The organism is Brucella anthropi ATCC 49188, assembly GCF_000017405.1.
Lineage (GTDB): Bacteria > Pseudomonadota > Alphaproteobacteria > Rhizobiales > Rhizobiaceae > Brucella > Brucella anthropi.
Map to the genome: position 1 here is coordinate 893,965 of NC_009668.1, position 23,273 is coordinate 917,237.

Genomic DNA, 23,273 nt, shown 5'->3' on the forward strand with positions numbered 1-23,273 from the left:
AATGATGTTGAGGGAAATATTGTTATTTTGGCTGTCGAAGCCAGCCCGTGTTTCTGAAACACACTGTCAACGATCCGTTGTTAGCCGGGTTTTACTGTTTACGTTTTGATCGTTGCGTCCATGTGCTATCCGCGCCCTGCAGGCATCTGAACAGCGCAACATCCCAGCTTTATGGGGTTTACAAGAGCGATTGTTTATCGGAATCTAACTAAAACAGTGGGATTTAAAAACGATAGTTTGACGACGCGCTTTTCTTATCGTTGTCGTGAAAAGGGACGAGGTCACGATAGTTTGAAGTCATTCATTATCATCGGAGCGGGCGCAAGCGGCATCATCCTGGCCGCACAATTGCTTCGGCGCTCACCAGATTCGACCGTGCGGATTTTCGAGCGTTCAGGTCAATTAGGGGCAGGCATCGCATACGCGACGGAAAATCCGAGCCATCTTCTCAATGTCCGCGCCAGCAATATGAGCGCATATCCCGATCAGCCGGATCATTTCCTGAACTGGTTGCAGTCGAGCGACATTGCCGCTCCCGGCCATTTGTGGGAACCGCACAGTTTTGCACCACGCAAACTCTACCGCTCCTATCTGAAGCATCTTATCGCGCCTTATCTTTCTGACGATGATACACGTTTGAAGGTTGAAAAGACCGGCGTCGTCGATGTCGCACTGAAGGACGGCAGAGCAGCCGTTACCGCTGAGACAGGAGACACGTTCATTGCCGATGCGGTGATTGTGGCCACGGGAAATGAGGCCGCCATCGCGAAATCCGGCAATCACGTTACGGAATACTGGTCGAGCAATGGCTATTTCGATGTGCCGACAGATGCGCCGGTGACTATATTCGGCACAGGTCTGTCGATGATCGACAGCGTCCTGTCGCTGCTCGACAACGGGCATCGTGCGGAAATCTATGCGATCTCGCGCCGTGGGCTTCTTCCTGCGGTTCATGCCCCTGCGCAAGCTTTCCCGGTCGAGGCAGACGATCTCCCGCTATCGCTGGGCCTTTCCAAGCTTGTGCAGCACGTGCGTGCCATGATGACGGAAGCGGAAAAAACCGGTTCCGGCTGGCGTGGCGTGATGGATGGTCTGCGTACGCATACACAAAACATCTGGGCGAGCCTGCCGACTTCGCAGCGCCGCAGCTTCCTCCGTCATCTGCGTCCTTGGTGGGATGTGCACCGGCATCGCATGGCACCGGCTGTCGCAGAGCGTATCGAAGCTGCCGTGAACAGCGGCCAGCTTAAAGTCGCGGCAGGCCATCTGGTTTCGGTGCGCGACCAAGGCGAGGAGATTGAAGTCCGTTATCGCCCTCGGCGTAGTGAGCATGTCGAAAAACTGCAGGTATCGACGGTTATTGATTGTCGTGGCGGCAATCCACGTTTTTCGACAACCCGCAATGCGGCACTGATCGGTCTTATGGAACATGGCTTGGCCCGACCGGATCCACTCGATCTCGGTTTTGACGTCACACGGGATCTGCAGATTCTCAATAAGCGAGGAGAGCCATCCGGTCCGTTTTTCGGTATCGGACCTGTTACGAAAGGCGCGTTCTGGGAGGTTACTGCCGTACCGGACATTCGTGTTCAGGCCGAACGGCTATCGGCGATTTTGCTTGAAGGATGAAGCCGCATCTGCGGTAAAATTCATGGCAAGTTTTGTGTCATCCGGCTGAAAGATTTTCAGGTCAGTATGGTCGACAATCAGGTATCGAGGTTCGCAGCAGTCGACAAATTATAGATTTTCCGGCGCAGGGAACGATAAAATGATTCAAATCTATGCGATAAGCCATTGAAAGCTATTGCCATAATGTTCCGTGGCCGGTCATAATAAGGCCATCGGAATATATGATTCCTCACTACAACTTGCCGGAGCGATTCTGTTGCTGTTTTCTTGAGCGGTGCCTGCTTCGGATCAACCTTGATTTCGGCTAGGAGGCCTGTGGCGCATGACGATGGACGGCAGAATGCTTTTCCTGCTTGTCCTTCTACCATTTCTTGGCAGCGCCATAACCGGCTTATTCAGGGGGGCGGATCGTAGCGGTTCGGCCTGGTTTACGGCAGCGATTGCGCTTGTTGCCTTTATTGTCACCGCCAGCCTTTATCCCATCGTGTCGGACGGCAAGGTGCTTCATGGCACTGTGGAATGGCTTCCGGCCTATGGCCTCAATGTCACCTTCCGAATGGATGGCTTCGCCTGGCTTTTCGCGATGCTCATCACGGGTATCGGCCTGCTGGTCGTCATTTATGCGCGTTATTACATGTCGCCCGAAGATCCCGTGCCGAGGTTCTTCTCGTTCCTGCTGTCCTTTATGGGATCGATGCTCGGCGTAGTTCTATCCGGCAATCTGATATTGCTCGCCGTGTTCTGGGAGCTGACCAGCATCTTCTCGTTCCTGCTGATCGGCTATTGGTATCATAATGCCAGTGCCCGCGACGGCGCACGCATGGCGCTGACCGTGACGGGTATCGGTGGTTTCTGTCTGCTGGCAGGCGTTCTGATCCTCGGCCATATTGTCGGAAGCTACGATCTCGACACAGTTCTGGCAGCGGGGAACATCGTTCGGACACATCCGCTTTATAGCGTGGCGCTCATTCTGATCCTGCTCGGAGCATTCACGAAAAGCGCGCAGTTTCCGTTCCACTTCTGGCTTCCCAATGCGATGGCAGCGCCAACGCCCGTTTCGGCCTATCTGCATTCGGCCACCATGGTGAAGGCCGGAGTCTTCCTGCTGGCGCGCCTGTGGCCGGTTCTCAGCGGAACGGAAGAGTGGTTCTGGATCGTCGGTTCGGCAGGGCTGATCACGCTTCTGATTGCCAGCTTCTTCGCAGTTTTCCAGCAGGACCTCAAAGGGTTGCTTGCCTATTCGACCATCAGTAACCTTGGTCTGATTACCGTTCTGCTTTCTCTTGGCAGCCCACTTGCTGCGGTTGCCGCGATCTTTCACATGGTCAACCATGCGATTTTCAAGGCATCGCTGTTCATGGCTGCGGGCATCATCGATCATGAGACCGGCACGCGCGACATGCGAAAGTTGAGCGGGCTGTTGCGTCCCATGCCCTATACAGCAACGCTCGCCATGGTCGCGAGTGCGGCAATGGCAGGCGTACCGTTGCTCAACGGCTTTATTTCCAAGGAAATGTTCTTCGCTGAGGCGGTGGAAACGCACATGGCGTCGTGGCTCGATACGATCACGCCCTATGTCGCCACGATTGCCGGTATCTTCACGGTCGCCTATTCGGTGCGCTTTATTTATTCGACGTTCTTCGGACCACCACCGCATGACCTGCCACATGAGCCACACGAGCCGCCGCACTGGATGCGCCGTCCTATCGAGCTTCTGGTTCTGCTTTGCCTGTTGATCGGCATCATTCCTGGCCTTTCCATCGGACCGTTTCTGCATTCGGCTGTTCTGTCGGTGCTGGGCACGGCGACGCCTGAATATAGTCTCTCGGTCTGGCACGGCTTCAACCTGCCGCTGATGATGAGTATCGTCGCCATGATCGGCGGTATTCTTCTGCACTGGATGCTGAAAAACTACCTTGCCACCAGTGAAGACGGCCCCCCCTTATTCCGGCATTTGCAAGGGCAGCGCATTTTCGAACGTGTTCTCGTGACCTTGTCATGGAACTGGGCACGTAAGGCAGAATCCTTCCTCAGCACGCGTCGTCTGCAGCCGCAGCTCCGTATCGTGGTTGCGGTGGCCGTCCTTGCAGCTGCCTGGCCGATTTTCGTTTCCGGCTTGCAGTCAGGTTCGCTTGGCGCCCAGCCCGTGGACCCGATTTTTGCCGGACTTTGGATACTTGGTGGTGCCTGTGCTATCGGCGCGGCCTATCAGGCCAAGTACCACCGACTTGCGGCGTTGATCCTCCTCGGAGGGGCGGGGCTCGTTACCTGCATCACCTTCGTCTGGCTGTCCGCGCCGGATCTTGCTGTGACCCAGTTGCTGGTCGAGATCGTCACCACTGTTCTGCTGCTGCTCGGGCTTCGCTGGCTGCCGAAGCGTTGGGAAGATCCTGATCCGCTCCCGGTGCAGATAGGTCCGCGCATCCGCCGTTATCGCGACTTGTTGCTTGCAATCGGCAGCGGGGCAGGGGTCGCTGTCATCGCCTATGCTGTTATGACGCGTATTTCGCCCAGCAGCATCGGCGATTATTTCCTCGAAAACGCCTATTCAGGCGGCGGTGGCAAGAATGTCGTGAACGTCATTCTGGTCGACTTCCGTGCTTTCGATACGTTTGGTGAAATTGCCGTCCTCGGCATCGTGGGCCTCACGGTTTTTGCGCTCCTGCGTCGTTTCCGTCCTGCCCCTGACACAACCGGATCGACAGCCCAGCAGAAAATCCAGGACGCCTATGACGAGGCAGCGCCTGACCGCAAGGCAGGTGAAACACTGGCCGATTATCTGGCCGTGCCGTCCGTCATCATGCAATGGTTGTTCCCGGTTATCATTGTGCTGGCAGTGCATCTGTTCCTGCGCGGTCATGATCTGCCAGGTGGCGGATTTGCGGCCGGTATTACGCTCGCAATTGCATTTTTGCTGCAATATCTGGCGTCAGGCGCGCGTGTGGTGGAAGATCGCTTGCGCATTCTGCCCTTGCGCTGGATCGGGTTGGGTTTGCTGTTTGCAGCGGCAACAGGCGCGGGGTCGTGGTTCTTCGGCTATCCGTTCCTCACCACATTCTTCCAATATACGGAAATACCGCATATCGGAAAAATGCCGACAGCCAGCGCACTGCTGTTCGATCTTGGCGTCTTCACCCTCGTGGTTGGCGCTACCGTGCTGGTTTTAATTGCACTCGCACACCAATCACTCCGTAAACACCGTGTCGAGAAGCTCGCCGCAACGAAGGAGGAGAACTGATGGAACTCGTTCTTGCTCTGGCGATCGGCGTGTTGATGGCATCCGGCGTTTGGCTCATTCTTCGCCCGCGTACCTTCCAGGTGGCAATCGGTCTGTCGCTGATTTCCTACGCGGTCAATCTCTTCATCTTTTCGATGGGACGCTTGCGCACGAATGCTGCCCCGGTGCTCGATAGCGGTGTTGACGTTCAGGCCGCACAATATACCGATCCGGTACCACAGGCGCTCGTACTGACCGCCATCGTCATCGGTTTCGCAATGACCGCACTTTTCCTTGTCGTGCTGCTCGCTTCGCGCGGGTTGACGCGTACGGACCACGTGGACGGCAAGGAGAACTGATGTTGGACTGGAAAACGCACCTCATCGTTGCTCCAATCATTCTGCCGCTCGTCACGGCAGCTGTCTTGCTGCTGTTCGATGAGCGCAAGCGCAAGCTCAAGATGGCCATCAACTCCATCTCGACATTGGGTTTGATCGCGATTGCCATCATGCTTGCTGGCATGGCGAGCAACAGGGCCCCTGACGCTCTGGTTTACCTGATCGGCAACTGGCCCGCACCGTTCGGCATCGTGCTGGTTCTGGATCGTCTCGCGGCCCTTATGCTTGTGCTGACCAGCCTGCTCGGCATGGCTTCACTCAGCTTCGCACTCGCGCACTGGCACAAAGCCAGCCCGCATTTCCATACAATCTTCCAGCTTTTGCTGATGGGGCTGAACGGCGCATTTCTGACTGGTGATCTGTTCAACCTCTTCGTGTTCTTCGAAGTGATGCTGGCGGCATCCTACGGCCTGGCGCTGCATGGATCAGGTCCGGCGCGCGTAAAGGCCGGCATGCATTATATTGCCGTCAATCTCGTCGCGTCGTCTCTGTTTCTGATCGGCGTCAGCCTGATCTATGGCGTGACCGGCACCTTGAATATGGCCGATCTTGCACAGAGAATTCCGCAGGTCGCAGCTGAAGATCGTATGCTGCTTGAAGCAGGTGCTGCGGTTCTGGGCGTTGCCTTCCTCGTCAAGGCAGGCATGTGGCCGCTCAATTTCTGGCTTGCGCCAACCTATACGGCAGCAGCAGCACCGGTGGCGGCGGTCTTCGCCATCATGAGCAAGGTCGGCATTTACGTCCTTTTGCGCCTGTCGCCTCTGATGTTCGGCATCGGTGCCGGTTCTTCCTATGGTTTCGGCAATGACTGGCTCTATTTCGGTGGAATGGTCACACTGGCCTTCGGCCTGATCGGGGTGGTCGCATCGCAAGCAATGGGACGTCTTGCCAGCTATAGTATCCTCGTATCCTCGGGCACGTTGCTGGCTGCCATTGGCAGCGGTAACACCGCCATGACCGGCGCCGCGCTGTTCTATATGGTGAGTTCCACGCTTACCATCGCGGCTTTTTTCCTGCTGATCGAACTGATCGAACGCGGTCAGGATGCGGCTGCAAACGTTCTCGCCGTTACCATGGAAGCCTATGGTGACGATGAGGAGGAAGAAGACGAAGACGAAGTCGGGGCTGTGTTGCCCGCAACCCTTGCCGTCCTGGGAACGTTCTTCGGCATTTGCGCGATATTGCTGATCGGCCTGCCGCCATTCTCTGGATTCATTGCCAAATTCCTGATCCTGGCAGCGGTTTTCAACGGCGACAGTCCGACACCGCAGCTCGCAATGCCAGTCAGTCCGGCAAGCTGGGCTTTGGTCGCGCTCCTTCTGCTGTCTGGTCTTTCAGCGCTGATCGCGATGACACGTACCGGCATTCGCACGTTTTGGGCATCGCTCGAAGGCAACGTGCCACGCGTTCTGGTCCGGGAAGTCGTGCCGATTGCGGGGCTTCTGGCAATCTGTCTGGCGCTGACAATCGCTGCCGGCCCGGCGATGCGTTATATGGATGAAACGGCGCGTTCGCTGCACAATCCCGCATCTTATATCAGCAGTGTCCTCAATGCGCCCCGTGCAGGCACCGAAACGGAGGGGGCACAGTGAAAAAGATCCTGCCTTACCCGCTTCTGTTCGCCTCGTTGCTTCTGTTCTGGCTGCTTTTGAACGGCTTCACACGGGCACAGCTCCTGCTTGGTGCGATCATCGCGCTCGTGGCTTGTCTCATCATGACGGCCCTGCAACCGCAGAAGAACCATATTCGTTCGATCCCGACGATGCTCTTGCTGTTCGGCACCATGAGCTATGACATCCTGCAATCCAATATCGCGGTGGCTGGCATCATTCTGTCACGCAAGCGTAAGCGACGTCCGGGCTTTGTCGTTATCCAGCTTGATCTGGAAAACCGGACCGCTCTTGCCGTTCTCGCCTGCATAATCACAGCGACGCCGGGCACGGCCTGGGTGGATTACAACGCTGCAAGGCACGAACTGACCATCCACGTACTCGATCTGGATGATGCGCAGGCGTGGCGGGACACGATCAAGGGAAGATATGAGCAGCCGCTCATCAAGATATTCGGAGCGGCAGACGTCATGGAAGAGGAGAAATCCGCATGAGTGCAGTCATTATCTTCTGGTCCCTGCTTGCTGCTCAGCTGATGCTTCTTGGCGCTCTGGCTTGTGTAGTTTATCGGCTGCTTGTAGGCCCGCGTGCGCAGGATCGCATTCTTGCGGCCGATGCGCTCTACCTCAACGCGCTGCTTCTCCTGATCACGTTCGGCATACGTACGGGCAGCATCATCTATTTTGAGACGGCGCTGATTATCGCTCTTCTGGGTTTCGTTGCCACCGTGGCACTTTCAAAATTCCTCATGCGCGGGGAGGTGATCGAATGATCAATGCAGGTGAACTTCCCGTATGGGCCGCTGTGATCATTGCTTTTTTTCTGGTCTCCGGCGCCTTCCTGACACTCGTCGGATGCATCGGACTCGTCCGCTTCAAAAGCTTTTACGAGCGTGTTCACGCCCCCACGCTTGGCTCGTCGTTTGGTGCTGGCGGAATCTTGATCGCCTCGATCATATTTTTCTCCATCTTGCAATCGAAGCCGATTCTGCATGAAGTGCTGATTACCGTCTTTGTGGTCATCACAACGCCGGTAACGCTCATGCTGCTCAGCCGCGCCGTGATCCATCGCGACAGAACGCAGGACAGCAAGGAGCTGCCTTCATCTTCCGACCCGCTATAGGTCTGTAGGTATCATGCTTGAGGGTGCGGAGAGGGCGGAAAGCTTGCGTTTTCCGTCGCACCAAATGGGGAAATTCGCCGCTCCGTCATGGAAGCGGCGGCTGTTGCTTCCGGGCTGACCGGAGACCTGTTTTGGAGTTCGCTTCAAGACCGGCTATCCTGCCGATCGGAAACATTATCTGCCATTTGCCGAATCTCTGGCCTGACTGCCCACCGACTGCGGAGCGGAAGCGGTGGCCTATCGTGTTTTCGGGCATTTGGAGGAGTGTCCGGGGCTGCGGCCAATTGTCCATTCGGGCTTTCGCCCGGGACAAACGGATTGAAGGTTCAAGCCATTTGAATTATCTGAATTTCAGTAATTTCTGAAAATTCAGAATTTACGGGAGAGAGAGTTTTGGAATTGTCGCCAATCGTTCAGTCGTTCGTGCTCCACTTCGGAGAAATGGGCAGCCGTTGGGGCATCAACCGCACGGTGGGGCAGATTTATGCACTGCTTTACGTGTCGCCTGAGCCTCTTTGCGCTGACCAGATCGTCGATGCTCTCGGTGTGTCACGTTCGAATGTGTCCATGGGTATTCGTGAATTGCAGGGCTGGAATCTGGTGCTGCTGAAGCACATTCCCGGTGATCGCCGCGATTTCTTCACGACGCCCGACGATGTGTGGCAGATTCTGCGCACGCTCGCTGAAGAGCGCAAGAAGCGCGAGATCGATCCCACGCTCTCGGTTCTGCGTGAAATCCTGATGGAGCAGCCGAAAGGCGACAGCGATCTTTATGCGCAGGATCGCATGAAGGACATGTACGGCCTGATCGAAAGGCTGACCAACTGGTACGACGACGTCAAGCGACTCGATACCGACCGTTTGACAAGTCTTCTGGCGCTTGGCGCCAAGGTGACCCGCTTCCTTGAAACCACGGACAGGATCGTGGCGCTCGGACGCGGGCGAACATCGGCCAAAAAGGAGCCTAAGAGAGAGTGACATCCGTTGTCCCCCGAACGGAAACTTTGACGGCAGAAGACGGCGAAGCGGCAAGCGACCAACAAGGTTCGCGCCGCTCGCAGCGTCGTCCTGTTCCGTCTTTGCTGAAGCGGGGGGCATATCTTCAGGCGTTAGCCGCACTTTTGTGGCTGCCGCAAGCGGGCATTCTCGCATACGCAATCGGACGACTGGCCGACACCGGCTTCGATAATTCCATCTATTACAGCGCGGCGGGCATATTCGTTCTCGGCTGTCTGCGCAGCCTTCTTGATAGTGCAGGCGCTACCAAAGCTTTCGACGCCGCCCGACTGGAACTTTCCCGACTTCGAACCAATGCTGTTTCAGCGCTTGCGCAACGTTCACCGCTTGATGTGACGCGCCCGTCATCCGGTGAGGCGGCAAGCATTCTTGCCGAACAGGCGGAAATGGTCGTTCCCTATCTTTCGCGCTTTGTGCCGGTCCGCATCCGCGTGATGCTGATCCCATTCGCAATACTTGCCGTCGTACTCTGGTATTCCTGGGCTGCAGCACTTGTCCTGATGGTGGCCGCACCGCTGATACCGATCTTTATGGCATTGATCGGCTGGCGTGCAAAGGCGGCCAGCGAAAAGCAACTGACAGCCCTTGGTGGAATGAACGGCTTTCTGCTTGACCGTCTGCGGGGCCTTGCAACCATTCGCACATTCCATGCCGTGGACGCGACGGCGAACCGGCTGCGCCAGAACGCCGAAACCTTGCGTTCCAAGACGATGACTGTCCTGCGCATCGCATTTCTGTCTTCGGCTGTGCTTGAACTCTTCGCTGCTATCGGCGTTGCCATGGTCGCGGTTTATATCGGCTTCCATCTGCTGGGCCAGCTCAACTTCGGAGCGTGGGGCCATAAGCTGACTTTGGCCGAAGGTCTTTTCGTCCTGCTTCTATCGCCTGCATTCTTCGAACCATTGCGCGATCTTTCAGCGGTCTGGCACGACCGTGCAGCGGGCGAAGCTTCAATTGATGCACTGGAAAAGCTGGCTGAACATCCGATGCCAATTGTCGGCAAGGTTGGAAGCCACGCAGCAACTGGTGATGCTCCTACCGTAACTCTACACAATATCGACTTTGGTTATGGGACTGGGGGCAAGGTTCTCACCGCATTCAATCTCGATATTGCGGCAGGCGAGCACGTGGCTCTGCTGGCGCCGAGCGGCTATGGGAAATCGACTGTTCTGGCCCTTGTTGCCGGGCTGACGGCTCCTCAAACTGGCCAAATTGAAATCGGTGGGATCGGGTTGGCCGAAGATACAGCAGAGGCGCTTCGCTCAAGGATGAGCTGGATCGGACAGAAGCCGCATATCTTTGCCGGTTCTGCTCGTCAGAACATCACGCTCGGTCGGCAAGCCGATGTGGAAACCACCAAAGCCATCATTGATGACATGGCGCTCGGTCATGTTCTGGGTGTCACCGGCAACAGTCTCATCGGCGAGAACGGTGCGGGAATATCCGGTGGCGAAGCCCTGCGGCTGGCGCTGTCTCGAGCGGCAGTTGATCTCAATGCCGATATTATCCTGGCCGATGAACCTACAGCCCATCTTGACCAGGAAACCGCGAAGGTCATTGCCGACAGCCTTCTCAGGCTAGCCAAAGGCAAGACGCTCATCGTCGCTACCCATGACGAAACCCTTGCCCGCAGGATGGACCGTATCGTCCGTCTGGACGGCAGCGTGGATAACGATCCTGTCTGGCAGAGGAGGGCGGCAGAATGAACGGTTTTCAATCGTTGCAACCGATCCTGCGCCTCTTTTTCCGCACCAAGGGGACAGCACTTCTTGCGGGTATAGCGACGGCTACTGTAACGGTCCTTGCCGGTATCGCTCTTCTCGGCCTGTCAGGCTGGTTCATAACGGCAACGGCGATTGCGGGCTTGAGCATGGCGACGGCGGTTGTGTTCGATGTGTTCGCTCCTGCAGCCGGTATTCGTCTGCTGGCGATCTTGCGTACCGGTTCGCGTTATCTGGAGCGGCTCGTCACCCATGATGCAACGCTTGCGATCCTTGCCGCACTGCGCGAAAAGCTGTTCCGTAGCTGGGCGCGCCCGACCGCTGCAAACGCGCTATTGAAGCGCCCTGCGCGTCTCCTGTTCCGCCTGACGGCAGACATTGATGCACTCGACTCGCTTTATCTGCGCGTGGTGGTGCCTGTCGGTGCTGCACTCGCTACCGCGCTTGTGGCTGGCATCGCTCTCGGCCTGATGAGCCCCCTTTTCGGGTTGCTGGTTGCTCTTGTCCTGCTTGTTGCCGGTCTGGGCCTTCCGCTTGCTGCGGCTCGTCGTTCCGAAAAATCCATGCGACAACGAGCAAAAGGTACGGAAGCGCTGCGCGCCCGTACCGTCGATCTCGTTGCCGGGCAGACTGAACTTCTTATGGCTGGGCGCCTCGAAGATCAGAAGCTGGCTTTGGTCCGTGCAGACGGCTATGTCGCCGCTTCGGATCGCGAGCTTAATCGCATAGAGATCGTAACCGGCGCGGGTTTCGGCATTGTTCACGCTGCGTTGCTTGCAGGTGGCCTTGTCGCCGTTGGTTTGCTGATGCAGTCAGGAATGATCGGTGCGCCAGTTGCAGCGCTCGGAATGCTTATCATTCTTGGTGCGATGGAGCCGTTTTCAGCATTGCGGCGCGGCGCGATGGAACTCGGGCGCACGATACTTGCTGCCAGGCGGGTTGCACCTCAACTGAACGATGACGCTGAACTAACGGCACCCAAAAAACCTGAGAATGGCGTAGCGGTTCATCTGAAAAACGTGTCGGTTCGTCACGAGGGCGCGGATCACGATGCCCTCAAAAACCTCGATCTCGATATTGCAGCGGGCGAGCGTATTGCCATCGTCGGCACAAGCGGCGCAGGCAAATCGACCTTGTTCAATCTCCTTGCCGGAGAAATTCCGGCTGATCAGGGCAGCGTTTCGGTTTTGCCCGCGCGCCTTCTCACGCAGCGGACAGAGCTATTTCAGGATAGTCTTCGCGACAATCTCCGGCTGGCGCGTGCCGATGCGAGCGATGAGGAACTGATTGACGCTTTGCGGGCTGCGGGCCTTGGCGCGTTTATCGATGAATTGCCTGCCGGACTGGACGCAATGCTGGGCGAGGGCGGGTTGGGGCTTTCGGGCGGGCAAGCACGTCGTCTGGCCCTGGCGCGGCTTTTCCTGACCGATGCGCCGCTCTGGCTACTGGATGAACCGACCGAAGGTCTCGATAACGCAACCGCACAGGATGTTCTCGATCGCCTCAAGGCGAGAGCAGGTTCTCGCGCATTGCTGATCGCAACGCATATCAGTCGCGAAGCGCGAATTTGCGAACGGATCATTGTTTTAAATCAAGGCGCTCTAGTTGAGTCTGTAGGTAAGAGTTCGCCGCGCTTCGGCGAAATCCTCGAAACCATGAGGTGAGCTGCGCGGACATGGAAATGATTTGAAGTCCGTGTCCATATCTGGACCGATATTTGAAATTGAAGCGGAGTACGGTTTCCAGGAAGCCGCCGTTTTCAAAAGGGGGCCGCGCTGAAGCGCCGCTCATAACACCAGGAGGGCCGGGTTACCGGCTTAAAGAGATGGAACTCGATATTGTCTCCCTGTCGCGATTGCAGTTTGCAATCACGGCACTTTATCACTTCCTCTTCGTACCTCTGACCTTGGGTCTTTCCGTGCTGCTTGCCATCATGGAAACCGTTTACGTGATGACGGGGCGACTCATCTGGCGGCAGATGACGAAATTTTGGGGTACGCTGTTTGGCATCAACTTTGTCATGGGCGTCGCGACGGGCATCGTGATGGAATTCCAGTTCGGCATGAACTGGAGTTATTACAGCCACTATGTCGGCGACATCTTCGGCGCACCGCTCGCCATCGAAGGCCTTATGGCTTTCTTCCTTGAAGCGACCTTCGTAGGTCTGTTCTTCTTCGGCTGGGATCGCCTGTCGAAAGTCGGGCACCTCATGGCGACTTATGCGGTCGCGGCAGGTTCTAACTTCTCGGCACTGTGGATTCTGATCGCCAATGGCTGGATGCAGAATCCGGTCGGGTCGGCATTCAATCCCGAAACCATGCGTATGGAAATCACCGATTTCTTCGCAGTGCTGATGAACCCGGTCGCGCAGGCCAAGTTCGTGCATACGGTTTCTGCCGGTTATGTCACCGCGTCTGTTTTCGTCCTCGGTGTTTCGGCCTGGTATCTGCTCAAGGGACGCTCGGTAGAACTCGCCAAGCGCTCGATGACCATTGCAGCATCGTTCGGTCTTGCCGCGACACTTTCCGTCGTCGTCCTTGGTGACGAAAGCGGCTATCTGGCCAACGAACATCAGAAGATGAAGATCGCGGCGATTGAAGCCATGTGGGAAACAGAACCGGCTCCGGCTTCGTTCACCGTATTCGGTTTCCCGGATCAGGCAGCACGCGAAACCCACTTCGCGGTGCATATTCCGTGGGTCATGGGCCTGATCGGTACGCGTTCTCTCACCACCCCAATTCAGGGCATCAACGATCTTGTTGAAAGTGCGGAGAACCATATCCGCAATGGCATCGTCGCCTATGACGCCTTGCAGAAAATCCGTGCGGCTGGCGACACGAATGCCGTGCCGCAGGAAGTGAAGGACGTCTTTGCCGATAACAGTCAGTGGATGGGCTATGCGCTTCTGCTGAAGCGCTATGTCGATGATCCGCGTCAGGCAACCGACGCACAGATCACACAGGCCGCAAATGATACCGTTCCCGGTGTCCTGCCCCTGTTCTGGGCCTTCCGCATCATGGTCGGCATCGGCTTCTTCCTGATCCTGTTGACGGGCACATTCTTCGTGCTGTCTGCGCGTCGTAAACTCGACCGTTATCCGTTCCTGTTGCGGATTGCCGTGTTTGCGATACCGCTACCGTGGATCGCAGCCGAAATGGGCTGGATCGTCGCGGAGTTCGGCCGCCAGCCATGGGTCATCGAAGGCATATTGCCGACGGCAGTCGGGGTTTCCAATCTCGGAGCATCCACAGTGCTGCTGACCATACTTGGTTTCGTGGCGATCTATACGGTTCTCTTCATCATCGAGATGGGCCTGATGATCCGTGCTATCAAGGCTGGACCTGAACCCGACAGCAAGCCGGAAGCAATGCTCGCCCCGGCCAGCATCGCACCTGCGGAGTAAGGATCATGATACTCAGCGATTTGTTGGACTATGAAACCCTGCGTCTCATCTGGTGGGTGCTGCTCGGCGTATTGCTGATCGCTTTTGCCGCGATGGACGGGTTCGACCTCGGTGTCGACATACTCATGCCCGTCGTCGGCAAAACCGATGTCGAGCGACGCATCATCATCAACACGATCGGCCCCGTCTGGGAAGGCAATCAGGTCTGGTTGATCCTCGGGGGCGGTGCTATTTTCGCCGCCTGGCCACAGCTCTATGCGGTGTCTTTCTCCGGATTCTATCTGGCGATGTTTGTCATCCTGTTCGCACTCATCTTGCGTCCGGTCGGGTTCAAATATCGTTCCAAGCGCGAGAGTGAGGCCTGGAGGAGAGGCTGGGACTGGGCGCTTTTCATCGGCGGTTTCGTTCCTGCCCTTATCTTCGGCGTTGCCGTCGGCAATGTCCTACAGGGCGTTCCATTCCGTATCGCCGACGACTTTCAGATATTCTATGAAGGCTCGTTCTTCGGTCTGCTGAATCCGTTTGCACTGCTTTGCGGCGTGCTTTCGGTGACGATGCTCTGCATGCATGGCGCTTCTTGGCTGATGTTGAAGACGACCGGGGATATTCAGGCGCGTGCCCGGTCCTACGGCAGCATCGCAGCTCTTCTGACTGTCGTGCTCTATGTGCTGGCTGGGGTTGTCAGCTGGTTCTGGGTTTCGGGTTACCGGATCACGAGCGCCATCGTCACCGACGGGCCATCCAATCCGCTGCGCAAGACTGTGGAACTGGATCACGGTGCATGGTTCACCAACTATGTGAACTATCCTGTCCTGCTGATCGCTCCGGCGCTCGGCATTTTGGGGGCACTGGCGGTCTTCATCGCATTGCGTAGCCGTCGTGAATTAGCCCCGCTGCTGTTCGGAAAGCTGTCGATCTTCGGCATTATTTCGTCGGTCGGCGTGTCGATGTTCCCGTTCATTCTGCCATCGTCGCTCGATCCGCGCTCAAGCCTGACGGTATGGGATTCGTCTTCCAGCCATATGACACTGTTCATCATGCTGGTTGTGACGCTCATTTTCCTGCCGCTGATCGTTGTCTACACGTCCTGGGTTTACAAGGTCCTGTGGGGCAAGGTCGACAAGGACATGATCGAAGACGACAGCAATCACGCTTACTAGAGTGCTTTTTGATCTGATTGCATCAGATCGGCGCTCTATAAGTTTCGTTTCAACGCGCATCCCGAAAACCGTTTCAAACTTTTCAGGATGCGCTTGGAACAACCGAGAAAGGAAAGCGATATGTGGTATTTTTCCTGGTTGTTGGGGCTTCCGCTTGCTGCGGCTTTCGCCGTGCTCAACGCCATGTGGTATGAGCTGATGGATGACCGGGCGCGCAAGCGTCTCGCAGCCGATCCAACAGCGGATCTGGCTCGTGAAGGCAAGAAACATCACTGACATGAAATAAAAACGGCCCGGAAACGGGCCGTTTTCGTCGATAGAGGTCGCTTAGAGCATAATCCGACCGGAGTGAAACGAGGATCGAGAAGATTATGCTTAAAACAGAAGAAGTTAGAGCGCCGATCTGATCCAATCAGATCGAAACGCGCTCTAAGGCTGCGGTATTGTCAGCTCGGCTACGAAATCATAGGCATCGCCGCGATAGAGTGATTTTGTAAACTCCACCACCCGACCGGACGACAGATAAGAAATCCGTTCGATGGACAGGCCCGCATCGCCTTCCTTGACGCCCAGAATGCGTGCGTCGGGGTCCTTGATGTTGCAGGCTGCTATGCGCTGGACCGCACGCACAGGGCGAAATCCGGTGCGGCTCAGCTCGGCATAGAGTGAGCCCTTGACCGCATCCGGGTCGGGCAGGATTTCGCTTGAAAGACTTGCGCGCTCGATGGCCAGCGGCATGTCACTCGCAATGCGCAGACGACCGAGGCGAGCAACGCGGGTTTCCGAGGAAACGCCCAGCTTCATCATCTCTTCAGGCGAAGGGTAGTAAAGGCCGCGCTCCAGCCATCTGGATTGCGTGGTGATGCCGCGGCGCGCCATGTCTTCGGTAAATGAAGTCAGCATCGAGAGCGACTGCTGCACGCGCTCGCTCGGGCGCACGACGAACGTGCCCGAACCATGACGGCGCACGAGAAGCCCGGCCTTGACGAGATCATCCACCGCCTTGCGCACTGTCACGCGGCTGATATTGGCATATTCAGCAATGTCGCGTTCCGGCGGCAGGGCTTCACCGTCAACCAGCTGCCCGGCGCGGATCGCAGTCTCCAGTGACTGACGCAGCTGCATATAGAGTGGGCCACCAGAAGAGGGAGCAGAACCCTGCAGGTTCTTGGGCAGGAAAGCGCTGAAATTTCCGCTCATTCGCGCGCCTTTCCATTTTGCGACCCATATCGCTTGAGGGCCAGTTGTAGAGCGCCTGTCAAAGCATCCGCCGCCGGTTTGACCAGAAGCTTCTGCTGGTATGGCGGCAGCCATTCCACATAAAGCGGTGCCATGCCGCCAAGCAGGCTGATGCGTTCGGCGCCCTGTTTGATCAGTACGTCAAGCGTTTCACTCACATAACTGGCAGAACGCTCCAGCAACATCCGTGCGGTTTCGTCTCCCTCGTTCGCATACTGGAAAATACGTGGAGCATATTTGCCGAAGTCGCCCGGCTTCGCAGTCCAGGCAAATTCGACCAGATTATCCGGATTGTTGTCAAACTCGTTCAAAAGGTCCGTCGTCAGGCGTGTGCGTGGATGAATGCCGTCATGCACGAGCAGGCTTTCCTGCAACAAGCTTTGACCGAGCCGCGCGCCACTGCCGAGATCGCTCAGGGGAAAACCCCATCCGCCGACTGAATGAATTCGACCGCTCCGGCGTGTGATATAGGCCGTGCCCGTGCCGAGAATGGCAACGATGCCGTCCTGATCGCCAAGCGCACCCTGCAGGGCGATCACGCCGTCAAACTCCACATTGGAGTGCGCGAAGGGCAGGCCGCGTTCTATCGGGGTGCCTGCACCCACGACATTGCCGCCTGCCAGACCGAGAACTGCGTGACTGGTCGCATAATGCGTCTTGTCCAGCCCGGCATCATCAAAAGCGTTATCGATCGCCGCGATCACATTGATCAGCGCCGTTCGCGGATCGGTGACGATATTGGCGGAGCCGCTGCGCCCCGAACCCAGAATCGCACCATCGCTACCCGCCACCACGGCGCGACATCCCGTGCCGCCACCATCGACGCCAATGAAGAATTCAGTCATGAAGATACCTCCGGCTTGAAGATACCAAAAAAATACCATTAACCAAGCAGATTTGTCGGCTTGAGAAAAAATTGATTAATTCGTTGATAAAATTTGAGAAAAACGACTGTTTTAAATTTTTATGCGCGAAAGTTGTAAACTTCTCTGGACAATTGGTACGTTTTTGGCATTAATTTCAACAGAAGGGGAGCGCAATGCCGCTGAGGGCGAGGAGCACGCGGATAGGGATGGAGATCACCGGCGGGGGCCGGTACTTTTCCCACAACGCGAGGAGCGATCGTACTGAAGCGGTCTGGCGTACTTTCGCCTCTGTTGCGCATCCGCGCTAAAAAACGGGAGAAGGTCAAATGGTTCGTAATACGTTGAAACTCATGCTGCTGGGTTCCACGCTTTTGGCGTCGGGATCGGCTGCGCTTGCCGAAGATGTCACGTTGACGGTCGAAAGCTGGCGTAACGACGATCTGCAGATCTGGCAGGAAAAGATCATTCCGGCTTTTGAAGCCAAGAATCCTGGCATCAAGATCAATTTCGCACCGAGTGCGCCAACCGAGTATAACGCGGCCCTCAATGCCAAGCTCGACGCCGGTTCAGGCGGCGACCTTATTTCCTGCCGTCCGTTCGACACGTCGCTCGAGCTTTTCAACAAGGGCAAGCTCTCCGACCTGACCGATCTCGAAGGCATGAAGAACTTCTCCGACGTTGCCAAGTCCGCTTGGAGCACTGACGACGGTTCAAAGACCTTCTGCGTGCCGATGGCTTCGGTTATTCACGGCTTCATCTACAATCAGGAAGCCTTCGACAAGCTGGGGCTCAAGGCTCCGACCACGGAAGCCGAATTCTTCGAAGCTCTCGACAAGATCAAGGCAGACGGCACCTACATCCCGATGGCCATGGGCACGAAGGATATGTGGGAAGCCGCAACCATGGGCTACCAGAATATCGGACCAACCTACTGGAAAGGCGAGGAAGGCCGCAAGGCTCTGATCGCCGGTACAGAAAAGCTCACCGATCCGCAGTGGGTCGAACCGTTCAAGGTTCTTGCCAAGTGGAAGGATTATCTGGGCGACGGTTTCGAAGCGCAGACTTATCCGGACAGCCAGAACCTGTTCACGCTTGGCCGCGCCGCCATCTATCCGGCTGGTTCGTGGGAAATTGGCCTGTTCAATACGCAGGCGCAATTCAAGATGGGTGCCTTCCCGCCACCGGTCAAGAATGCAGGCGATACCTGCTACATCTCCGACCACAACGATATCGGCCTTGGCCTCAACGCTTCGAGCAAGCACGCAGAACAGGCAAAGGTTTTCCTGAACTGGGTATCTTCGCCTGAGTTCGCTGAAATCTATGCCAATGCGCTGCCGGGCTTCTTCAGCCTCAATTCGACGGCTGTGAAGATGAGCGATCCGCTGGCACAGGAATTCGTTTCCTGGCGCGAAAAGTGCAAGCCAACCATTCGTTCGACCTACCAGATTCTCTCGCGTGGCACGCCGAACCTCGAAAATGAAACCTGGGTTCAGTCGGCCAACGTCATCAACGGCACTGTGACGCCGGAAGATGCCGCGAAGAAGCTGCAGGAAGGTCTGGACAGCTGGTACAAGCCTGCGAAGTAAAAACGCGGGACAATATGGGCGGCGATCGCGGGGGCGCGCCGCCCATATCTTTTCGTCTGTCGCATCGACATGCAGTTTTGCAATCGGTGCATTCCGTGTCAGTTTAAAATGACGCGAGCGGGCAGGGATGGGAAATATTGTTTCCCGGTTTGCACGCATTCTCGTGAACGAGAACGCTAACCATCGGTTTTATGCATTTCCGAACGCAAATGGTTCATACCTTTGCTGGAAATGCTCTTGAAGAGCGAATGCCTATATGAGCCAATCTGCCGACATGACAGGTATTGTGCACAAGCGCCCAAGGCGTTGGCATATACTTGTATTTCTTCTGCCCTGCGTCCTGATCTATACGGCGGTGATGGTGCTGCCATTGATCGAGACACTTCGGCAGGCATTCTTCAATGTCGTCGACGGACAGCGCGCTTTTGTGGGGTTCGCCAATTTCCAGGCACTTTTCGGTGATCCGAACTGGTCACGCGATTTCTGGAATGCGTTGAAAAACAACGTTATATTCTTTTGTATTCACATGCTTGTTCAAAACCCGATCGGCATTCTGCTGGCAGCCATGCTGTCCCTGCCGAAGCTGCGTTTTGCCGCCTTCTACCGCACGGCGATCTTTCTCCCAACGCTGCTGTCCTTCGTGATCGTGGGCTTTATCTGGAAGCTGATCCTGTCGCCGATCTGGGGCGTCGCACCGTGGATGATGGACCTTGTCGGTCTCAAATGGCTGTTTGGCCCGTGGCTCGGCAAGGCGGATACGGCGCTTGTCACCGTGTCGCTCGTCTCGGTCTGGCAGTTCGTCGGCATTCCGATGATGCTGATCTATGCAGCTCTTCTGAATATTCCCGATGAAATCATCGAAGCCGCTGAATGTGACGGCATCACCGGTTGGAGCCAGTTCTTCAAGATCAAGCTGCCGCTGATCCTGCCTTCAATCGGCCTGATCTCGGTGATGACCTTCGTTGCCAACTTCAACGCGTTCGACCTCGTCTATTCGATGCAGGGTGCGCTTGCCGGACCGGACAAGTCGACAGATATTCTGGGCACGTTCCTTTATCGTACTTTCTTCGGCTTCCAGCTGCAGCTTGGCAATCCGTCCATGGGCGCAACCATCGCCGCCGTGATGTTCCTCATCATTCTGGCAGGTGTGTCGCTCTACCTGTTCGGCATCCAGCGTCGCATGCGCCGCTACCAGTTCTGAAGGACGAGACCATGTCGAAAGCACGCACATCGCCCATTCGCACCACTCTCGTTCATGCGGCCCTGATCTTCTACATGCTGATCGCCGTGTTCCCGGTGGCGCTGACGCTGATCAATTCGTTCAAGGATCGTAATGCGATTTTCCGCACGCCGTTGCAGTTTCCGACACCGGAAAGTTTCAGCCTCATCGGCTATGAAACGGTTCTGAAACAGGGCTCCTTCCTGACTTATTTTCAGAACAGCACCATCGTCACGGTGGTGAGCATCTTCCTTGTGATCCTGTTCGGTGCGATGGCAGCCTTTGCGCTCGCTGAATATCGCTTCAAGGGCAACACGCTGATGGGGCTTTATCTCGCCATCGGCATCATGATCCCGATCCGGCTCGGCACGGTTGCACTGCTGCAAGGCATGGTAGCCGCAGGTCTGGTCAACACGCTGACGGCGCTGATCCTCGTTTATACCGCGCAGGGTCTGCCGCTTGCGATCTTCATCCTGTCGGAATTCATGCGAACAGTATCCGACGATTTGAAGAATGCCGGGCGAATAGACGGCATGTCGGAATATGCGATCTTCTTCAAGCTGGTGCTGCCGTTGATCAGGCCTGCCATGGCCACGGTCGCCGTCTTCACCATGATCCCGATCTGGAACGATCTCTGGTTCCCGCTGATCCTTGCGCCAAGTGAAGCCACCAAGACGGTGACTCTCGGTTCGCAGCTGTTCATCGGTCAGTTCGTCACCAACTGGAATGCGGTTCTGTCAGCGCTTTCGCTGGCGATGTTCCCGATCCTCGTCCTTTACGTCATATTCTCGCGGCAGCTGATCCGCGGCATCACCGCGGGGGCTGTAAAATGAGTTCTGCAATGCAAAATCCTGTTCGTGTTCTTTCCGCCGGGCTCGGCAATATGGGCCGCAGCCATGCGCTCGCCTACCACCGCAATCCAGGCTTCGAGGTCATCGGCCTCGTCAATCGCACCAAGGTTGCTGTTCCGGATGAACTGGCAGGCTATGAAATTCATCCTTCCTTCCATGAAGCACTGAAGGAACTGAAGCCCGATCTCGCCTGCGTCGCCACCTATTCGGAAAGCCATGCGGATTATGCCGTCGCGGCGCTGGAGCAGGGCGCGCATGTGTTCGTGGAAAAGCCGCTGGCAACGACGGTTGAGGATGCGCGTCGGGTAATCGATTGCGCACGCGCCAACGGGCGCAAGCTCGTCATCGGCTATATTCTGCGCCATCATCCGTCGTGGATGCGGCTTATTTCCGAGGCACGCCAGCTCGGCGGACCTTACGTCTTCCGCATGAATCTCAACCAGCAATCCAGTGGCGCAACCTGGGAGACGCACAAGAACCTGATGAACACCACGTCGCCCATTGTCGATTGTGGCGTGCATTATGTGGACGTCATGTGCCAGATCACTGACGCCAAGCCGGTGGAAGTACGCGGCATGGGATTGCGCCTCTCCGACGAGATCAAGCCGGACATGTATAATTACGGCCATCTTCAGGTGTTATTCGATGACGGCACGGTCGGCTGGTATGAAGCGGGCTGGGGACCGATGATGTCGGAAACGGCCTTCTTCGTGAAGGACGTCATCTCGCCGAACGGCTGCGTCTCGATCGTCATGAACGAGGCCGTGACCAAGTCCGACGATGTGGACGCACATACCAAGACCTCGACCATCCGTGTTCACCGCGCCGAGCGCGGAGCAGATGGAAAGTTCCTGAAACCGGATACGGACCTCTCGATGGCCGACGAGCCCGGACATCAGGAGTTGTGTGAACGCGAGCAGGCTTACATGCTGAAGGCCATTCGCGAAGATATCGATCTCAACCGACATATGGATGACGCGCTGCAATCGCTGCGCATCTGCCTTGCGGCAGATGAAAGCGTGCGCTCGGGCCAGCCTGTCAAACTGTAAGCCGGTAGAAATTAGAGCGGTTCCAGTTAAAACGGAATTGTGGAACCGCTCTATCTCTTTGTTTTCACGCATTATCCTACGCAAAACTGCTTCGCACTTTTGGCTCGGAAATGCTCTAAGGGAATTTGTTACGTGGGATCGCTGCTACTCAAATCGGTACACAAGCGCTACGGCGCACAGGAAGTTCTGCAGGATATCAATCTTGAAGTGCAGGACGGCGAGTTCATTATCTTCGTCGGACCTTCCGGTTGCGGCAAGTCAACGCTGCTGCGTTCCATTGCCGGTCTGGAAGACGTCTCTTCCGGTCAGGTGCTCATCAATGGCGATGATGTCACAGTCACGCCGCCTTCCAAGCGCGGCATCGCGATGGTGTTCCAGTCCTATGCGCTTTATCCGCACCTGACGGTCAAGGACAATATGGGGCTTGGCCTCAAGCAGGCAGGTACGCCGAAGGCCGAAATTGAAACGCGCGTTTCCAAGGCTTCGGCAATGCTGTCGCTTGACCCTTATCTGGGTCGCCGTCCGGCTGAAATGTCGGGTGGCCAGCGCCAGCGCGTCGCCATCGGGCGTGCACTGGTGCGCGAACCGGAACTGTTCCTGTTCGATGAACCGCTGTCGAACCTCGATGCTGCACTTCGCGTGCAGACGCGGCTTGAAATCGCCAAGTTACACCGCGAGCTCAAGGCGACGATGATCTATGTCACGCATGATCAGGTTGAGGCCATGACGCTTGCGGACCGTATCGTTGTCCTCAATGCCGGCCGCATCGAGCAGGTCGGTTCGCCGATGGAACTCTATAACAAGCCTGACAATCTGTTTGTCGCGGGCTTCATCGGATCGCCGCAGATGAATTTCGTGGACGGCACCCGTGTTGGCGACACAGGAGCGAAGACGGTCGGTATCCGTCCCGAGCACATTTCCGTCAGCCGCGACAGCGGCAAATGGAAAGGCAAAGTCATCCACGCCGAACATCTCGGTGCCGATACGATCCTTTACGTCGAAACCGAAGCTGCAGGCCTGATTACGGTGCGGCTCTTCGGCGAACATCACTACAACGAAGGCGACATGATCTTCATTACGCCTGATGATAGCAAGACGCATCGGTTCGATGCGAACGGCAAAGCGATCCGCTGAACCGAACATTTCGCAGCTTCTTACCAAGCCTTACCCACAAGCCGCGCCCTCG

20 protein-coding genes are annotated in these 23,273 nt (G+C 56.5%); 18 read left to right on the plus strand and 2 right to left on the minus strand.

Features of this window, described 5'->3' with window-relative positions:
- Nucleotides 1-291: 291 nt before the first annotated feature.
- The 13 genes from OANT_RS18245 (at nucleotide 292) to cydX (ending at nucleotide 15,553) form a co-directional block, all read left to right on the plus strand.
- Complete coding sequence (locus OANT_RS18245) at nucleotides 292-1,629, plus strand: FAD/NAD(P)-binding protein (RefSeq protein WP_012092936.1); 1,338 nt, start codon at nucleotides 292-294, stop codon at nucleotides 1,627-1,629.
- Nucleotides 1,630-1,951: 322 nt separating this feature from the next.
- Nucleotides 1,952-4,867 (plus strand): monovalent cation/H+ antiporter subunit A, encoded by a 2,916-nt coding sequence (locus tag OANT_RS18250; RefSeq protein WP_012092937.1) that lies wholly within the window; start codon nucleotides 1,952-1,954, stop codon nucleotides 4,865-4,867.
- A complete protein-coding gene (locus OANT_RS18255) occupies nucleotides 4,867-5,205 on the plus strand; it encodes a Na+/H+ antiporter subunit C (RefSeq protein ID WP_010658730.1) in 339 nt (112 codons plus the stop codon). Before OANT_RS18250 ends, OANT_RS18255 begins: the two co-directional genes overlap by 1 nt.
- Before the next feature lie 2 nt (nucleotides 5,206-5,207).
- On the plus strand, nucleotides 5,208-6,836 hold the full coding sequence (locus OANT_RS18260; RefSeq protein WP_040128694.1) for a monovalent cation/H+ antiporter subunit D: 1,629 nt from the start codon (nucleotides 5,208-5,210) through the stop codon (nucleotides 6,834-6,836).
- Nucleotides 6,833-7,348 carry a Na+/H+ antiporter subunit E gene (locus OANT_RS18265; RefSeq protein WP_010658732.1) on the plus strand — a complete coding sequence of 172 codons (516 nt, stop codon included), beginning with the start codon at nucleotides 6,833-6,835 and terminating at the stop codon, nucleotides 7,346-7,348. Before OANT_RS18260 ends, OANT_RS18265 begins: the two co-directional genes overlap by 4 nt.
- Entirely contained in the window at nucleotides 7,345-7,626 is a 282-nt protein-coding gene (locus tag OANT_RS18270; RefSeq protein ID WP_010658733.1) for a K+/H+ antiporter subunit F, read from the plus strand. The genes OANT_RS18265 and OANT_RS18270 overlap by 4 nt, the downstream gene beginning before the upstream one ends.
- Entirely contained in the window at nucleotides 7,623-7,976 is a 354-nt protein-coding gene (mnhG, locus tag OANT_RS18275) for a monovalent cation/H(+) antiporter subunit G (RefSeq protein WP_012092939.1), read from the plus strand. Before OANT_RS18270 ends, mnhG begins: the two co-directional genes overlap by 4 nt.
- Before the next feature lie 393 nt (nucleotides 7,977-8,369).
- Entirely contained in the window at nucleotides 8,370-8,954 is a 585-nt protein-coding gene (locus OANT_RS18285) for a GbsR/MarR family transcriptional regulator (RefSeq protein ID WP_012092941.1), read from the plus strand.
- Nucleotides 8,951-10,699 (plus strand): thiol reductant ABC exporter subunit CydD, encoded by a 1,749-nt coding sequence (gene cydD, locus OANT_RS18290; protein WP_012092942.1) that lies wholly within the window; start codon nucleotides 8,951-8,953, stop codon nucleotides 10,697-10,699. Before OANT_RS18285 ends, cydD begins: the two co-directional genes overlap by 4 nt.
- Nucleotides 10,696-12,378 (plus strand): thiol reductant ABC exporter subunit CydC, encoded by a 1,683-nt coding sequence (gene cydC / locus OANT_RS18295; protein ID WP_012092943.1) that lies wholly within the window; start codon nucleotides 10,696-10,698, stop codon nucleotides 12,376-12,378. The genes cydD and cydC overlap by 4 nt, the downstream gene beginning before the upstream one ends.
- Before the next feature lie 161 nt (nucleotides 12,379-12,539).
- Nucleotides 12,540-14,117 carry a cytochrome ubiquinol oxidase subunit I gene (locus OANT_RS18300; RefSeq protein WP_012092944.1) on the plus strand — a complete coding sequence of 526 codons (1,578 nt, stop codon included), beginning with the start codon at nucleotides 12,540-12,542 and terminating at the stop codon, nucleotides 14,115-14,117.
- A 5-nt stretch (nucleotides 14,118-14,122) separates the two neighbouring features.
- On the plus strand, nucleotides 14,123-15,277 hold the full coding sequence (cydB, locus tag OANT_RS18305; protein ID WP_010658740.1) for a cytochrome d ubiquinol oxidase subunit II: 1,155 nt from the start codon (nucleotides 14,123-14,125) through the stop codon (nucleotides 15,275-15,277).
- A 120-nt stretch (nucleotides 15,278-15,397) separates the two neighbouring features.
- Nucleotides 15,398-15,553 (plus strand): cytochrome bd-I oxidase subunit CydX, encoded by a 156-nt coding sequence (gene cydX / locus OANT_RS25815; protein WP_029375948.1) that lies wholly within the window; start codon nucleotides 15,398-15,400, stop codon nucleotides 15,551-15,553.
- 153 nt (nucleotides 15,554-15,706) lie between these two features.
- Here cydX and OANT_RS18315 read toward each other — a convergent pair whose 3' ends face one another.
- Nucleotides 15,707-16,477 (minus strand): GntR family transcriptional regulator, encoded by a 771-nt coding sequence (locus tag OANT_RS18315; protein WP_012092945.1) that lies wholly within the window; start codon nucleotides 16,475-16,477, stop codon nucleotides 15,707-15,709.
- Complete coding sequence (locus tag OANT_RS18320) at nucleotides 16,474-17,361, minus strand: glucosamine kinase nucleotide-binding domain-containing protein (protein ID WP_012092946.1); 888 nt, start codon at nucleotides 17,359-17,361, stop codon at nucleotides 16,474-16,476. Before OANT_RS18320 ends, OANT_RS18315 begins: the two co-directional genes overlap by 4 nt.
- Before the next feature lie 347 nt (nucleotides 17,362-17,708).
- Between OANT_RS18320 and OANT_RS18325 the strand changes: the two genes are divergently transcribed.
- The 5 genes from OANT_RS18325 (at nucleotide 17,709) to OANT_RS18345 (ending at nucleotide 23,221) form a co-directional block, all read left to right on the plus strand.
- On the plus strand, nucleotides 17,709-18,968 hold the full coding sequence (locus OANT_RS18325) for an ABC transporter substrate-binding protein (protein WP_010658744.1): 1,260 nt from the start codon (nucleotides 17,709-17,711) through the stop codon (nucleotides 18,966-18,968).
- A gap of 256 nt (nucleotides 18,969-19,224) precedes the next feature.
- A complete protein-coding gene (locus tag OANT_RS18330; RefSeq protein WP_010658745.1) occupies nucleotides 19,225-20,169 on the plus strand; it encodes a carbohydrate ABC transporter permease in 945 nt (314 codons plus the stop codon).
- Nucleotides 20,170-20,180: 11 nt separating this feature from the next.
- Entirely contained in the window at nucleotides 20,181-21,020 is an 840-nt protein-coding gene (locus OANT_RS18335; RefSeq protein ID WP_010658746.1) for a carbohydrate ABC transporter permease, read from the plus strand.
- Nucleotides 21,017-22,087, plus strand: a complete 1,071-nt coding sequence (locus OANT_RS18340) for a Gfo/Idh/MocA family protein (RefSeq protein WP_012092947.1) — start codon at nucleotides 21,017-21,019, stop codon at nucleotides 22,085-22,087. Before OANT_RS18335 ends, OANT_RS18340 begins: the two co-directional genes overlap by 4 nt.
- Before the next feature lie 132 nt (nucleotides 22,088-22,219).
- Nucleotides 22,220-23,221, plus strand: a complete 1,002-nt coding sequence (locus tag OANT_RS18345; protein ID WP_012092948.1) for an ABC transporter ATP-binding protein — start codon at nucleotides 22,220-22,222, stop codon at nucleotides 23,219-23,221.
- The last annotated feature ends 52 nt before the right edge of the window (nucleotides 23,222-23,273 follow it).